We start from the raw sequence: 13538 nt of genomic DNA, 5'->3' as shown, positions 1-13538 counted from the left end.
GGGGCTAACGTTTCCCGGATAGCGGCGCATTGCGCCTTATCCGGGCTGCCTCAACGGGACGTCCAAACGCAAAACCCCGGTTAGCACAGCGCCGCCGGGGAATGGCTCAGTAGTCATCCCGTTCGTCGTCTTCATCCGGTTGCTCCATCACGCTGTAAGCCACCGAGCAGAACAGGCTGTTCAGGCGCTTCATATCCCCCAGCAGCGCCAGATGCAACGTACTGGTTTCGATACTCTGCACGTTCTGCTGATGCAGGCGGTCAACGTGCGCATGCGAGTAGCGGCGGTTAAGAATGCGGAACCGGTGTTTGCTGCGCCGCAGGCGACGGGCGCTCGGCACATCGCTGGAGAAGAAGACCGACATCGCCAACTGCAGATTGCTGAGCAGCAGATCGTACAGGGCGTCCAGCTCCTTTAACCCTTCCACCGAGAAGGCGCGACGCGCCGCCAGCGATTTATCGGCGATCTCGCTGCCCATCCGCTCGACGATATCGGAGGCCTGCTCGAGGTTTAACGACATCTCAATAATTTCCGCCCAGCGCCGGGACTCTTCTTCCGCCAGCTCATCCTTTGGCATTCGCGCCAGATAGAGCTTAATGGCGGTGTAGAGGACGTTGATATCGTCCGCCATGCGGCGCAGTTCTTTCTCCTGACGCGGTTCGCCATGCATCACCTTATGCAGGCTCTCCAGCATTTGCTCCATCGCGTCGCCAATGCGCAGCGTCTCGCGCGCGGCGTTGGCTAGCGCCAGCGCCGGGGTGTCCAGCGCCGACGGGTCAAGATGCTTGGGTTTGAGATGGTTATCCAGCTCGGGTTCATCGCGGATCATGCGCTGGCACAGCTTCGCCATCGGTCCGGCAAAAGGCACCATCGCGATGCAGCGCAGCAGGTTGTAAAAAACGTGGAAGTAGATAACCAGCTCGGACTCGGCCAACGGCAGCTTGTGCATCGCCGCGGCCAGCGGATGGACGAACGGCAGAATGATCAGGCTCCCCACCAGCTTAAACAGCAGGCTGCCCAGCGCCACCCGGCGCGCCGCCGCGTTCGCCGCGCTGTTGTTGAGCATCGCCAACAGCCCCGATCCCAGGTTGGCGCCAATCACCAGGCACAGCGCCACCGGGAAAGAGATCGCTCCCGCCGCGGTCAGCGTCGCGGTCAGCAGCACCGCCGCCAGGCTGGAGTAGCTAATGATCGCGAATACAGCGCCAATCAAGGCATCCAGCATGATATCCCCGGTCAGCGAGGCAAAAATCACCTGCACGCCGTTGGCCTGGGTAATGGGGTGGACGGCCTGCACAATCAGCTCCAGGGCCAACAGGATCAGCCCAAGGCCGATCCCCACTCGCCCCAGCTGCCCGGCGCGGGTCTGCTTGCGGCCGAGGAAGAAAATCACCCCGATAAATATCAACAACGGCGACAGCCACGACAGGTCGAAGGTCAGTACCCTCGCCATCAGCGCCGTCCCGACATCGGCGCCCAGCACCATCACCAGCGCCGGCGTGAGGCCCACTAAATCCTGGGCGACAAACGAGGTCACCAGCATGGTGGTGGCATTGCTGCTTTGTACCAGCGCAGTCACGCCAAGACCCGCGCAGAAGGCGAGCGGCTTTTTCTCTACGCTGCTACTGAGAACGGTACGTAGGCGAGCGCCATAGACGCGCATCACCCCGGTACGCACGATATGCGTGCCCCACACCAGCAGAGCGACCGCGGACAACAGGTGTAGCAGAGTTAACACGGAATCAGCTTCTCCTTATCGTTATAGGTGTTCCGACGTTCTGGAACCTATCTCAGTATAAGGGGTTAACCTCAATAAAGAGACAAGGCGCTCACAGAGCGCCTTGTTAGTTGTAAGGAAAGATGACGACTAGTCCGCATCATAGCCCAGATTAGGGGCTAACCAGCGCTCGACTTCCGCCGGGGTCATCCCTTTACGCCGCGCGTAGTCTTCGACCTGGTCGCGCTGGATCTGCGCCACGGCGAAGTACTTGCTGTCCGGATGGCTGAAATACCAGCCGGAAACCGATGCCCCCGGCCACATGGCGAACGATTCGGTAAGCTTCATGCCGGTATGGGCTTCGACGTCCAGCAACTGCCAGATGGTGCCTTTTTCAGTGTGCTCCGGACAGGCCGGATACCCCGGCGCCGGACGGATCCCCTGGTAATTCTCGCGAATAAGTTCCTCATTGCTGAGGTTCTCATTGGCCGCATACCCCCAGTAGACCTTGCGCACTTTCTCGTGCAGATACTCGGCGAAGGCTTCCGCCAGACGATCGGCGATGGCCTTGATCATGATCTTGTTATAGTCGTCATGCTGCGCTTCATAGGCCTCCGCCAGCGCGTCCTCTTCCAGGCCGCCGGTGACGGCGAAGGCGCCAATGTAGTCCGCTTTGCCGCTCAGCTTCGGCGCCACAAAGTCGGCGAGGCAGTAGTTGGCGAAGCCGACCTTCTCCGTCTGCTGGCGCAGGTGATGGCTCACCGTCAGCACGTGGGTGCGGGTTTCATCGCGATAGATTTCAATATCGTCGCCCACCCGGTTGGCCGGGAACAGGCCCACCACGCCGCGCGGGTTGAGGGTTTTCTCTGCGCTCAGTTTATCCAGCAGCTCGTTAGCGTCTTTGAACAGGCGCTGCGCCTCTTCCCCTACCACTTCATCTTCCAGAATGCGCGGATATTTACCCGCCAGCGACCAGGTCATAAAGAACGGCGTCCAGTCGATGTAATTGCGTAGCGTCTCGATACTGGCTTCCACCTCCTGAATCCCCAGGCGATGGGCCACCGGCGGCGTATAGCTCTCCCAGTCAAAGGCCAGATCGTTTTCCCGTGCGGCCGCCAGGGTCACCGGCGGGGTGCGCGGTTTTTTACGCCCATGCTGGATACGCACCGTTTCATACTCTTTGCGCGTGCGGGCGACAAACTCATCGCGCTGCGTATCCGAGAGCAGCGCAGCCACCACCCCGACGGTGCGCGAGGCGTTCTGTACGTAAACGGTCGGGCCGCTGTAGTTCTGCTCGATTTTCACCGCCGTATGCGCTTTCGAGGTGGTCGCGCCGCCTATCAGCAGCGGAATGGTAAAGCCCTGACGCTCCATCTCTTTCGCCACGTTAACCATCTCATCCAGCGATGGGGTAATCAGCCCGGAAAGGCCGATGAGATCCGCGTTTACCTCTTTGGCGGTTTTGAGAATTTTATCCGCCGGGACCATCACGCCAAGATCGATGATTTCGTAGTTATTACACTGCAGCACCACGCCGACGATGTTTTTGCCGATGTCATGAACGTCGCCTTTTACCGTGGCAATCACCATTTTGCCGTTACTGGAGCCCTGTTCTTTACTGGCTTCGATAAACGGCTCAAGGTAGGCCACCGCCTGTTTCATGACGCGAGCGGATTTCACCACCTGCGGCAGGAACATTTTGCCTTCGCCGAACAGATCGCCGACCACGTTCATGCCGTCCATCAGCGGCCCTTCGATCACCTCAATCGGGCGGGCAGCCTGCTGACGCGCTTCTTCGGTGTCCTGTTCGATAAATTCGGTAATGCCCTTCACCAGCGAATATTCGAGGCGTTTTTTCACCTCCCAGCTGCGCCACTCCGCCTGCTGGGCATTGGCGCCGTCGTCAACTTTACTGCCGCGATATTTTTCCGCCAGTTCGAGCAATCTTTCGGTGCTGTCATCGCGGCGGTTGAGGATCACGTCCTCCACCGCGTCGCGCAGCTCGCCCGGCAGGTCATCATAGATGGCCAGCTGACCGGCATTGACGATCCCCATATCCATGCCGTTGCGGATCGCATAGTAGAGGAATACGGCGTGGATCGCCTCACGAACCGGGTCATTGCCGCGGAAAGAGAAGGAGACGTTGGAGACGCCGCCGGAGATCAGCGCATGCGGCAGCTCGCGTTTGATGTCTTCGCAGGCGCCGATAAAGTCCTGGGCATAGTTATTGTGTTCTTCGATACCGGTCGCCACCGCAAAGATATTCGGGTCAAAGATAATATCTTCTGGCGGGAAGCCGACCTCTTCGGTGAGGATTTTGTAGGCGCGACGGCAAATCTCAATTTTACGTTCGCGGGTATCAGCCTGGCCCACTTCGTCAAAGGCCATCACCACTACCGCAGCGCCGTAGCGGCGAACCAGTTTCGCATGGTGGATAAAGGGTTCGACGCCCTCTTTCATCGAAATCGAGTTAACGATGCCTTTGCCCTGAATGCATTTCAGGCCTTTCTCAATAACTTCCCACTTGGAGGAGTCGATCATGATCGGCACGCGGGCAATGTCCGGCTCGCCGGCAATCAGGTTGAGGAAGCGCACCATCGCCGCTTCTGCGTCGAGCATCCCCTCGTCCATGTTGATATCGATAATCTGCGCGCCGCTTTCCACCTGCTGACGCGCGACGTCCAGCGCTTCGCTGTACTTCTCTTCTTTGATTAAGCGTTTAAATTTCGCCGAGCCGGTAACGTTGGTACGTTCGCCGACGTTAACGAACAGGCTGTCATCGCCGATATTGAGCGGCTCAAGGCCGGCGAGGCGGCAGGCCACCGCGATTTCCGGCAGCTGGCGCGGCGGCAGGCCCGCTACTGCCCGGCTCATGGCGGCGATATGCTCCGGGGTCGTACCGCAGCAGCCGCCGACGATATTAAGGAAACCGGCTTCCGCCCATTCGCGGATCTGCGCCGCCATGGTATCGGCATCCAGATCGTATTCGCCGAAGGCGTTGGGCAGGCCGGCGTTCGGGTGCGCGGTGACGTAGCATTCAGCGATGCGCGACAGCTCCTGGACGTACTGGCGCAGTTCGTCCGGCCCGAGGGCGCAGTTCAGACCAAACGATAAGGCTTCGGCGTGGCGCAGCGAGTTATAGAAAGCTTCGGTGGTCTGCCCGGAAAGCGTGCGGCCGGAGGCATCGGTAATGGTGCCGGAGATCATCAGCGGCAGGTCAACGCCCAGCGCCTCCAGCTCCTCTTTCACCGCATAGATGGCCGCTTTGGCATTCAGGGTATCAAATACCGTTTCAATCAGGATCAGATCCACGCCACCTTCCACCAGCGCCCGGGTGGACTCGCGATAGGCGGCCACCAGCTGGTCAAAGGTAATATTACGGAACGCCGGATCGTTCACATCAGGCGAAATGGAGGCGGTGCGGTTAGTTGGGCCAAGCACGCCCGCCACGTAGCGCGGTTTTTCCGGCGTGCGGGCCGTCCAGGCGTCGGCGCTGGCGCGGGCCAGCTTCGCCGCCGCATAGTTGATCTCTGCCGACAGGGATTCCATCTGGTAATCCGCCATCGCGATGGTTGTCGAGTTAAAGGTGTTGGTCTCAATGATATCCGCGCCGGCCTCGAAGTAGGCGTCGTGGATCTCGCGGATCACCTCGGGCTTGCTGAGCACCAGCAGGTCGTTGTTGCCTTTCAGGTCGCACGGCCAGTCAGCAAAGCGCTCACCGCGAAAGTCCTGCTCACTCAGACGATAGCCCTGGATCATGGTGCCCATGCCCCCATCCAGAACCAGAATACGTTCTTTTAACTGCTGATGCAGTTGCTCAACTTTGCTGCTCACACTTGCTCCCGACAACGCTCAACTCAGGCCAAATAGCCAACAAACCATACTGGCATAAACCACCGGAGCGGAAAAGACAACAACGGGCAATATGAGACATGTTCAGCTTCACTCCTCCGATGAGTCCGGTTGTGATTGCATTATCGCCAAATAAAACGAAAATTATTTCCACGATACAGAAAAAGGAGTCCGCGATGGCCACTACCCCCGTTCCCGCGAAACGCGGCAGAAAACCCGCGGCTGCCACCGCCCAGCAGGCTGGCGGTCAGGTTCAGTCGCTGACCCGCGGCCTGAAATTGCTCGAATGGATTGCCGAATCCCACAGCAGCGTCGCGCTGACCGAGCTGGCGCAGCAGGCGGGTCTGCCCAACTCAACCACTCACCGCCTGCTGACCACCATGCAGCAGCTGGGTTTCGTCCGCCAGGTCGGCGAGCTGGGCCACTGGGCCGTCGGCGCGCATGCCTTCGTGGTCGGCAGCAGCTTTCTGCAAAGCCGCAATCTGCTGGCGATTGTCCACCCGATCCTGCGCCAGCTGATGGAAGATTCCGGTGAAACGGTGAATCTGGCAGTGCTTGACCAGAGCGACCACCAGGCGATCATTATCGACCAGGTGCAGTGCACCCAGCTGATGCGGATGTCGGCGCCGATCGGCGGAAAACTGCCGATGCACGCCTCCGGCGCCGGGAAGGCGTTCCTCTCGCAGCTGAGCGAAGAGCAGGTTACCAGCCTCCTGCACCGTAAAGGGCTACATGCCTATACGCATGCCACGCTGGTCTCGCCGCTGCATCTGAAGGAAGATTTAGCGCAGACCCGCAAGCGGGGCTACTCGTTCGATGACGAGGAGCACGCGCTCGGCCTCCGCTGCGTCGCCGCCTGCATTTATGATGAACACCGCGAACCGTTCGCGGCAATCTCCATCTCCGGCCCCATCTCACGCATGACCGATGACCGGGTGACCGAGCTGGGCGCGCTGGTGATCAAAGCGGCGAAGGAAGTGACGCTGGCATACGGCGGGGTTAAATAAAAAAATGCCCCACCGGGGCATTTTAAGTAGGCCTGATAAGCGTAGCGCCATCAGGCAGATCGGCGCACCTTGCCGGATGGCGGCGTAAACGCCTTATCCGGCCTACTGTCGGCGCCATAGCGCACGCTAAAACGCTGCTTGCGCCGGTAGGCGTAGACATCTTCCACATGGCCGTTTTTAATCCGCGTCTGCAGTTCGCGCCAGTAGTCGGCGCGCAGCAGGTCGGCATGCATCTCCTCAAACAGCGGCCCAATGCGCGGGTCGGCACACAGCCAGTGGCGGAACTCCTCCGGGAACACATCCCCCGGCGAGACGCTGTACCACGGCTCGCTGGCCAGTTCATCCTCGGGATAGCGCGGCGGTGGGATCTGGCGAAAATTCACTTCCGTCATATAGCAGATTTCGTCATAGTCGTAGAACACCACCCGGCCGTGGCGGGTGACGCCGAAGTTTTTAAACAGCATATCACCGGGAAAGATGTTGGCGGCGGCCAGCTGGCGGATAGCATTCCCATACTCTTCTACCGCATCGCGTAGCGCCTGGCCGTTAACCTGCTCCAGCCACAGGTTGAGCGGCACCATTCGCCGTTCAATATACAGATGACTGATGACAATCCGGTCGCCGAGGTCGGTCAGTTTGTTCCCCGCCTCCGCCTGCAGCAGCGCCAGCAGCGCCGGCGCGATTTGTCGTTTCTCCAGCACGAAATTTTCAAACTCCTGCGTGTCCGCCATCCGCCCGACGCGGTCATGCTCCTTTACCAGCTGATAGCAGGCGCGCACGTGGGCGGCGGTCATCTCTTTCTGCGGCGCGAAGCGGTCTTTGATCACCTTAAACACCCGGTCAAACCCCGGCAGGGTAAACACCAGCATCACCATCCCGCGAATGCCCGGCGCCTCAATAAACTGCTCATCGCAGCGAGCGATGTAGTGCAGATATTCACGATAGCTTTCGGTTTTGGCGTGCTTCTGGCAGCCAATCGCCATATACAGCTCGGCCGTGGTTTTCCCCGGCAGGATCTCGCGCAGCCATTCCACCAGGGCGCCGGGCAGTGGCGCATAAACCATAAAATAGGAACGCGCGAAGCCAAACACGATACTCGCTTCGGCATGGGTGGTCAGGCAGGTATCGACAAACAGCTCGCCCTCGTCGCTGCGATGGATCGGCAGCAAAAAGGGCAGCGTGGTCATCGGCATCACCAGTTTGCCCACCAGCCAGGCGGCTTTATTACGATAGAACAGCTCATTGGCGACCTGCAGATGACAGGTGGCGAGCAGTTCCTCCCCCAGCGCCTCCTGCAGACTGGCAATGATATAGCCGATATCCCGCGCTTTATTTTGCCACGGCAGCCGCAGCGGCAGATCGGACAGCACTTTACCCAGCAGGTGCGGCCAGCCGCGATCGGCAAAAAAATCTTTCGCCAGCGGTCGCGGAAGGGTGCGAAAAGGACGCTCGGGCTGCGAGCTGAAAATAAAGAGCCGCTCGGGGGTCAGCGAGCGGTGGTCAAACAGGCGGCAGTAGACCGAATTGAAAAAGCTCTCGGCAATTTCAAAACGAGGGTAATCCGGCAGCAAACGGGTGTAGTGGGCTTTCACCCGCAGCAAAAAGTCGGCATCCGTGCTCTTTCCTTCCGTGATGCAGCGCAGCTGCTCCACCACCAGACCCACATGGTGGTCATAGAGGTGGATCCGCTGTTTCATCGCCTGCTGCACCGCATGCCAGTCGGCCTGTTCAAAGCGCTGCTGCGCGCCGGAAGTCACTTCGAGAAAACGCCCATACTGAGCGTCAAATCCCTGCAATATCGTTTGGGCAATCAGTAATTCCAGACCACGCGTCATCGAACTCCCCCATCCGGCACCACGTCAGGCCGGATGGCGCGCTCGCTTATCCGGCCTGGATCCCTTCACAGGCCCGGTTAGCGTCGTGCCACCGGGCATGGCTCAAAACTGATCTTCTTCGGTCGAGCCGGTCAGCGCCGTCACCGACGAGGCACCGCCCTGGATAATGGTGGTGACCTTGTCGAAGTAGCCGGTACCCACCTCCTGCTGATGCGAGACGAAGGTATAGCCTTCCGGCCCGGCGGCGAATTCCGGCTGCTGCACTTTTTCAACATAATGGCGCATCCCCTCACCCTGAGCGTAAGCATGGGCGAGGTCGAACATGTTGAACCACATGCTGTGGATCCCGGCGAGGGTAATAAACTGGTACTTGTATCCCATGTCCGACAGCTGCTGCTGGAAGCTGGCGATGGTTTTATCATCGAGATTTTTCTTCCAGTTAAACGACGGCGAGCAGTTATAGGCCAGCAGTTTGCCCGGGAAACGCGCATGAATGGCTTCAGCAAAGCGACGCGCCTGCTCAAGATCCGGTTTCGACGTTTCACACCACACCAGGTCCGCATACGGCGCATAGGCCAGCCCGCGGCTGATCGCCTGCTCGATCCCGGCATGGGTGCGGAAGAACCCTTCGCTGGTGCGATCCCCGGTAATAAACTCACGATCGTACGGATCGCAGTCTGAGGTAATTAAATCGGCAGCGTCAGCATCGGTACGGGCGATCACCAGCGTCGGGACCCCCATCACGTCAGCCGCCAGACGCGCCGCCACCAGTTTCTGTATCGCTTCCTGGGTCGGGACCAGCACTTTACCGCCCATATGACCGCACTTCTTCACCGACGCCAGCTGATCTTCGAAGTGAACAGCCGCTGCACCGGCTTCAATCATCGATTTCATCAGCTCGAAGGCATTAAGGACGCCGCCAAAACCGGCTTCCGCATCCGCCACGATCGGCAGGAAATAGTCGATAAAGCGCGGATCGTTCGGCTCGATCCCGGCTGACCATTGGATCTGATCGGCGCGGCGGAAGGTATTGTTGATCCGATCCACCACCGCCGGTACCGAGTTGGCCGGGTACAGCGATTGATCCGGATACATGCTGGACGCCAGGTTAGCATCCGCCGCCACCTGCCAGCCGGAGAGATAAATGGCTTCGATGCCGGCCTTCGCCTGCTGCAAGGCCTGGCCGCCGGTCAGCGCGCCAAGGCTGTTGATGTACCCTTTCTTTGCTTCACCGTGCAGCAGACGCCACATTTTCGCCGCGCCAAGCTGCGCCAGCGTGCATTCCGGGTTCACCGAGCCGCGTAATTTCACCACCTCTTCCGCGCTGTACGGGCGGGTAATCCCTTCCCAGCGCGGGTTCGTCCACTCTTTGTTTAATTCTTCGATTTGTTGGGTACGGGTTTTCATGTGCAGATGCTCCATATAATTTCCTGGCTCTCCAGGCGCATTGGTGAAGGACTAAATGGCGAACCACACCATCTGGCGATTAGGCCAGCAGGCGGTAGCCCGGTAATGTCAGAAAATCAATCAGTTCATCAGAGGTGGTGATCTGCTCCATCAGCCGCGCCGCATCGTCAAAGCGGCCATGGCTGAAGCGGTGCTCTCCCAGCTCTTCCTGAATCACCATCAGCTCTTCCGCCAGCCACTGGCGGAACAGCGCTTTTGTGACCGGCGTGCCGTCGTTCAGGGTTTTCTGATGATGGATCCACTGCCAGATAGAGGTGCGCGAGATCTCAGCTGTCGCGGCGTCTTCCATCAGGCCATAAATCGGTACGCAGCCGTTGCCGGAGATCCAGGCTTCGATGTACTGCACCGCCACGCGAATGTTGGCGCGCATCCCGGCTTCCGTGCGCTCGCCCTCGCAGGGGGCCAGCAGCTGTTCGGCGGTAATGGGCGCGTCCTCGCTACGGGTCACCGAGAGCTGATTCGGCTTGTCGCCGAGCACGCGGTTAAACACCGCCATGGCGGTATCCGCCAGCCCAGGATGGGCGATCCAGGTGCCATCGTGACCGTTGTTCGCCTCCAGCTCTTTGTCGGCGGTGACTTTATTCAGCACCTGACGGTTACGCTCGACATCTTTGCTCGGGATAAAGGCCGCCATCCCGCCCATCGCAAACGCCCCGCGTTTGTGGCAGGTCTTAATCAACAACCGTGAGTAGGCGCTAAGGAAGGGTTTATCCATCGTCACCACCTGGCGGTCCGGCAGTACGCGGTCCGGATGGTTTTTCAGCGTCTTGATATAGCTGAAGATATAGTCCCAGCGGCCGCAATTCAGGCCGACAATATGGTCGCGAAGCGCATGCAGGATCTCATCCATCTGGAACACCGCCGGCAGTGTTTCAATCAGCAGCGTGGCCTTGATAGTGCCGCGCGGCAAATCAAAGCGATCTTCAGTAAAGCTGAAGACATCGTTCCACCATGCCGCCTCTTGCCAGGCCTGGGTTTTTGGCAGATAGAAGTAGGGACCACTTCCTTTCGCCAGCAGCGCCTGGTAGTTATGAAAGAAATAGAGCGCAAAATCGAAAAGACTGCCGGGGATGGCCTCATTACGCCAGGTCACATGCTTTTCCGGCAGGTGCAGACCGCGCACACGGCATACCAGCACAGCGGGATTGGGCTGCAGTTGATAGATTTTGCCAGCCTCATTGGTGTAGCTGATGGTCCCGTTCACGGCATCGCGTAGGTTGATCTGACCATCAATGACTTTACGCCAGTCAGGCGCCAGCGAATCCTCAAAGTCCGCCATAAAGACTTTTACGTTAGCGTTCAACGCGTTAATGACCATCTTGCGCTCGACGGGGCCGGTAATTTCAACGCGGCGATCCTGCAAATCCGCCGGGATACCACGAATGGTCCAGTCGCTATTTCTAATGGAAGCAGTTTCCGAAATAAAATCCGGCAGCTGTCCATCGTCAATAGCCTGCTGCTGCTGCAGACGCGCGGCCAGCAGTTTATTGCGCGCCGGCGTAAAGCGGCTCACCAGTTCCGTCAGAAATTCTACCGCCTCAGGCGTTAAGATTTGCTTCTCCTGCTCGCCATAGGGCTGACTAAAGGCCAGTTCATCGGTGATTGTCGCCTGCTGCGTCATTGTGCTGCTCCTCTTGGTTGATCCGCTGGAAGCGAGCGAAAGATCGTTGTGCAGTTTTCGCTCAGCACAATTAAGACTACTCAATTAATTTTCAAAATCAAAAACAATTTCCATTTTAATTTTAAAATGACATTAACATATTGATAACAATGGAATTAAAGTTATCATCAGCTGTGAGGTGAATTTCGGAAATAAAAAAGGCACCCGAAGGTGCCAGAGGCAAAGTGCTGAAACGCTTTAGGATCGTTTCGTGCGGAGTATTACTCCAGCGTTGGATTCATATGCCGCAGATCGTATGGTGTAATTTGGTAGACGTAATAGTTCAGCCAGTTAGCGAACAGCAGATTACCGTGGCTGCGCCAGGTAGCGCGCGGTTTGTTCTGCGGGTCGTTTTGCGGAAAATAGTTGTGGGGAACCTCAGGGTTCAAACCGGCTTCCACATCGCGGAAATATTCACTTGCCAGGGTATTGGCATCGTACTCGGGGTGGCCGGTGACAAAGGCGATACGCTTATCTTTACTGGCGAACAGATACGCATCGCCCTCTTCTGTCTCCGCGAGGATCTCGAGATCGGTATAGTCACGGATAAGCCCTGCCGGAAAGTCAGCATAGCGTGAGTGTGGGGCGAGGAAAGAGTCGTCGAAACCGCGGGTCAGTAAGGCGTGTGGGTGTAGAATATGGTGTTCATAGACGCCAGAAATCTTTTCGGCACGGGTTTGCTTGGGAATGCCGTACAGAATATTCAGCGCGGCCTGCACCGCCCAACAGACGAACAGCGTCGAAGTGACGTGATCCTTGGCCCACTCCAGCACCTGTTTGATCTGCGGCCAGTAAGCGACATCATTAAATTCAACCAGGCCTAAAGGAGCGCCGGTGACGATCAAGCCGTCAAAGTTCTGATCGCAGATCTCATCGAAATTGCAGTAAAAGTTATTCAGATGCTCCGCCGGCGTATTACGTGACTCACGTGCATCGATGCGTAATAACTGGATGTCCACCTGCAGCGGAGAGTTCGACAGCAGACGCAGGAACTGATTCTCCGTCTCGATTTTCTTCGGCATCAGGTTGAGGATTAACACCTTCAGGGGGCGGATTTCCTGAGTTGTTGCACGCGTTGTCGTCATTACAAAGACGTTTTCATTGCGCAAGAAATTGACGGCTGGTAGCTCGTCCTGCACCCGAATTGGCATAACTCTATTACCTCATAGCATACGTATAAACGTTTAGACATCCAGATAGCTGAAGATAACCAGGAATCGAGTGAATGTCGAGTCTGCATGTTCACGGTGAGAAAATTTCACGGCGCGCATTGAGTTAGAATATAAGAATGAAGAAAAGGAGAAAATATGGTTATTAGCATCCGCCGTTCCCGGCCTGATGAAGGGGATAAACTGATTGCGATCTGGTGTCGGTCGGTCGACGCCACCCACGACTTTCTGTCAAAAGCGTATCGAAAGGAGCTGGAGGAGATGGTACGCGCATTTTTACCGGAGGCTCCGCTGTGGGTGGCGGTTAACACGGAGGACCAGCCGATCGCCTTTATGCTACTGACCGGAGATCATATGGATGCGCTGTTCGTCGATCCAGATGTCCGCGGCTGCGGTGTGGGGAGATTGCTGATTGAGCATGCGCTGTCGTTAACGCCGAAGCTGACGACAAACGTAAATGAGCAGAATGAACAAGCGGTCGGGTTTTATCAGAGAATGGGTTTTAGGGTGACAGGGCGGTCTGAAACGGACGATCTGGGGCAACCGTATCCGTTATTGAATTTGATACATGAGCAGCAGGCTGAAGCAGACTAAGATTGACGTCGCAACTGCTAACCCTTAGACAGGAGCCTCTCCGGAGACGGTGCTGCGCACCTTGTCCGGGCTACGGATCGTGTAGCCCCGGTAAGCGCAGCGCCACCGGGGAGACATACCGGCACGCTGGCCGGACGACAGAAACGCAAAAAGCCCATCCGGCAGGATGGGCTCTTCACTTGTTTGATGCCTGGCAGTTCCCTACTCTCACATGGGGAGACCCCACACTACCATCGG

Annotated in this window: 8 protein-coding genes; 2 read left to right on the top strand and 6 right to left on the bottom strand. The window is 57.8% G+C overall.

Going from position 1 to position 13538, the window contains the following annotated elements; genetic code table 11:
* Nucleotides 1-106: 106 nt before the first annotated feature.
* Nucleotides 107-1738 carry a Na/Pi cotransporter family protein gene (locus tag ABLU73_RS14610; protein ID WP_004206824.1) on the bottom strand — a complete coding sequence of 544 codons (1632 nt, stop codon included), beginning with the start codon at nt 1736-1738 and terminating at the stop codon, nt 107-109.
* 129 nt (nt 1739-1867) lie between these two features.
* Entirely contained in the window at nt 1868-5551 is a 3684-nt protein-coding gene (gene metH, locus ABLU73_RS14605) for a methionine synthase (RefSeq protein ID WP_064178424.1), read from the bottom strand.
* Between the two features lie 194 nt (nt 5552-5745).
* On the opposite strand from metH, the gene iclR reads away from it, so the two are divergent.
* On the top strand, nt 5746-6576 hold the full coding sequence (gene iclR / locus ABLU73_RS14600) for a glyoxylate bypass operon transcriptional repressor IclR (protein ID WP_004206826.1): 831 nt from the start codon (nt 5746-5748) through the stop codon (nt 6574-6576).
* 50 nt (nt 6577-6626) lie between these two features.
* Here the strand turns inward: iclR and aceK are convergent, their stop codons facing one another.
* The 4 genes from aceK to metA form a co-directional block, all read right to left on the bottom strand.
* Entirely contained in the window at nt 6627-8411 is a 1785-nt protein-coding gene (gene aceK, locus ABLU73_RS14595; protein ID WP_004206827.1) for a bifunctional isocitrate dehydrogenase kinase/phosphatase, read from the bottom strand.
* Nucleotides 8412-8513: 102 nt separating this feature from the next.
* A complete protein-coding gene (aceA, locus tag ABLU73_RS14590; protein ID WP_004206828.1) occupies nt 8514-9818 on the bottom strand; it encodes an isocitrate lyase in 1305 nt (434 codons plus the stop codon).
* A gap of 79 nt (nt 9819-9897) precedes the next feature.
* Complete coding sequence (gene aceB / locus ABLU73_RS14585) at nt 9898-11499, bottom strand: malate synthase A (RefSeq protein ID WP_032456808.1); 1602 nt, start codon at nt 11497-11499, stop codon at nt 9898-9900.
* Between the two features lie 260 nt (nt 11500-11759).
* A complete protein-coding gene (gene metA / locus ABLU73_RS14580) occupies nt 11760-12689 on the bottom strand; it encodes a homoserine O-succinyltransferase (protein ID WP_004206830.1) in 930 nt (309 codons plus the stop codon).
* 156 nt (nt 12690-12845) lie between these two features.
* On the opposite strand from metA, the gene ABLU73_RS14575 reads away from it, so the two are divergent.
* Nucleotides 12846-13301, top strand: coding sequence for an acetyltransferase (locus tag ABLU73_RS14575; RefSeq protein ID WP_004206832.1), 456 nt, complete (start codon nt 12846-12848; stop codon nt 13299-13301).
* The last annotated feature ends 237 nt before the right edge of the window (nt 13302-13538 follow it).

It is taken from the genome of Klebsiella sp. GG_Kp175 (genome assembly GCF_040062325.1).
Taxonomy (GTDB): domain Bacteria; phylum Pseudomonadota; class Gammaproteobacteria; order Enterobacterales; family Enterobacteriaceae; genus Klebsiella; species Klebsiella quasipneumoniae.
Note: the sequence above shows the minus strand (reverse complement) of the source record. Positions and strands in the feature narration are given on the sequence as shown.

What these genes read in the sequence shown, in the direction of transcription:
- aceB (WP_032456808.1), bottom strand. Translation starts at nt 11,499, where the DNA reads ATGACGCAGCAGGCGACAATCACCGATGAACTGGCCTTTAGTCAGCCC.
- iclR (WP_004206826.1), top strand. Translation starts at nt 5,746, where the DNA reads ATGGCCACTACCCCCGTTCCCGCGAAACGCGGCAGAAAACCCGCGGCT.
- ABLU73_RS14575 (WP_004206832.1), top strand. Translation starts at nt 12,846, where the DNA reads ATGGTTATTAGCATCCGCCGTTCCCGGCCTGATGAAGGGGATAAACTG.
- aceA (WP_004206828.1), bottom strand. Translation starts at nt 9,818, where the DNA reads ATGAAAACCCGTACCCAACAAATCGAAGAATTAAACAAAGAGTGGACG.
- metA (WP_004206830.1), bottom strand. Translation starts at nt 12,689, where the DNA reads ATGCCAATTCGGGTGCAGGACGAGCTACCAGCCGTCAATTTCTTGCGC.
- aceK (WP_004206827.1), bottom strand. Translation starts at nt 8,411, where the DNA reads ATGACGCGTGGTCTGGAATTACTGATTGCCCAAACGATATTGCAGGGA.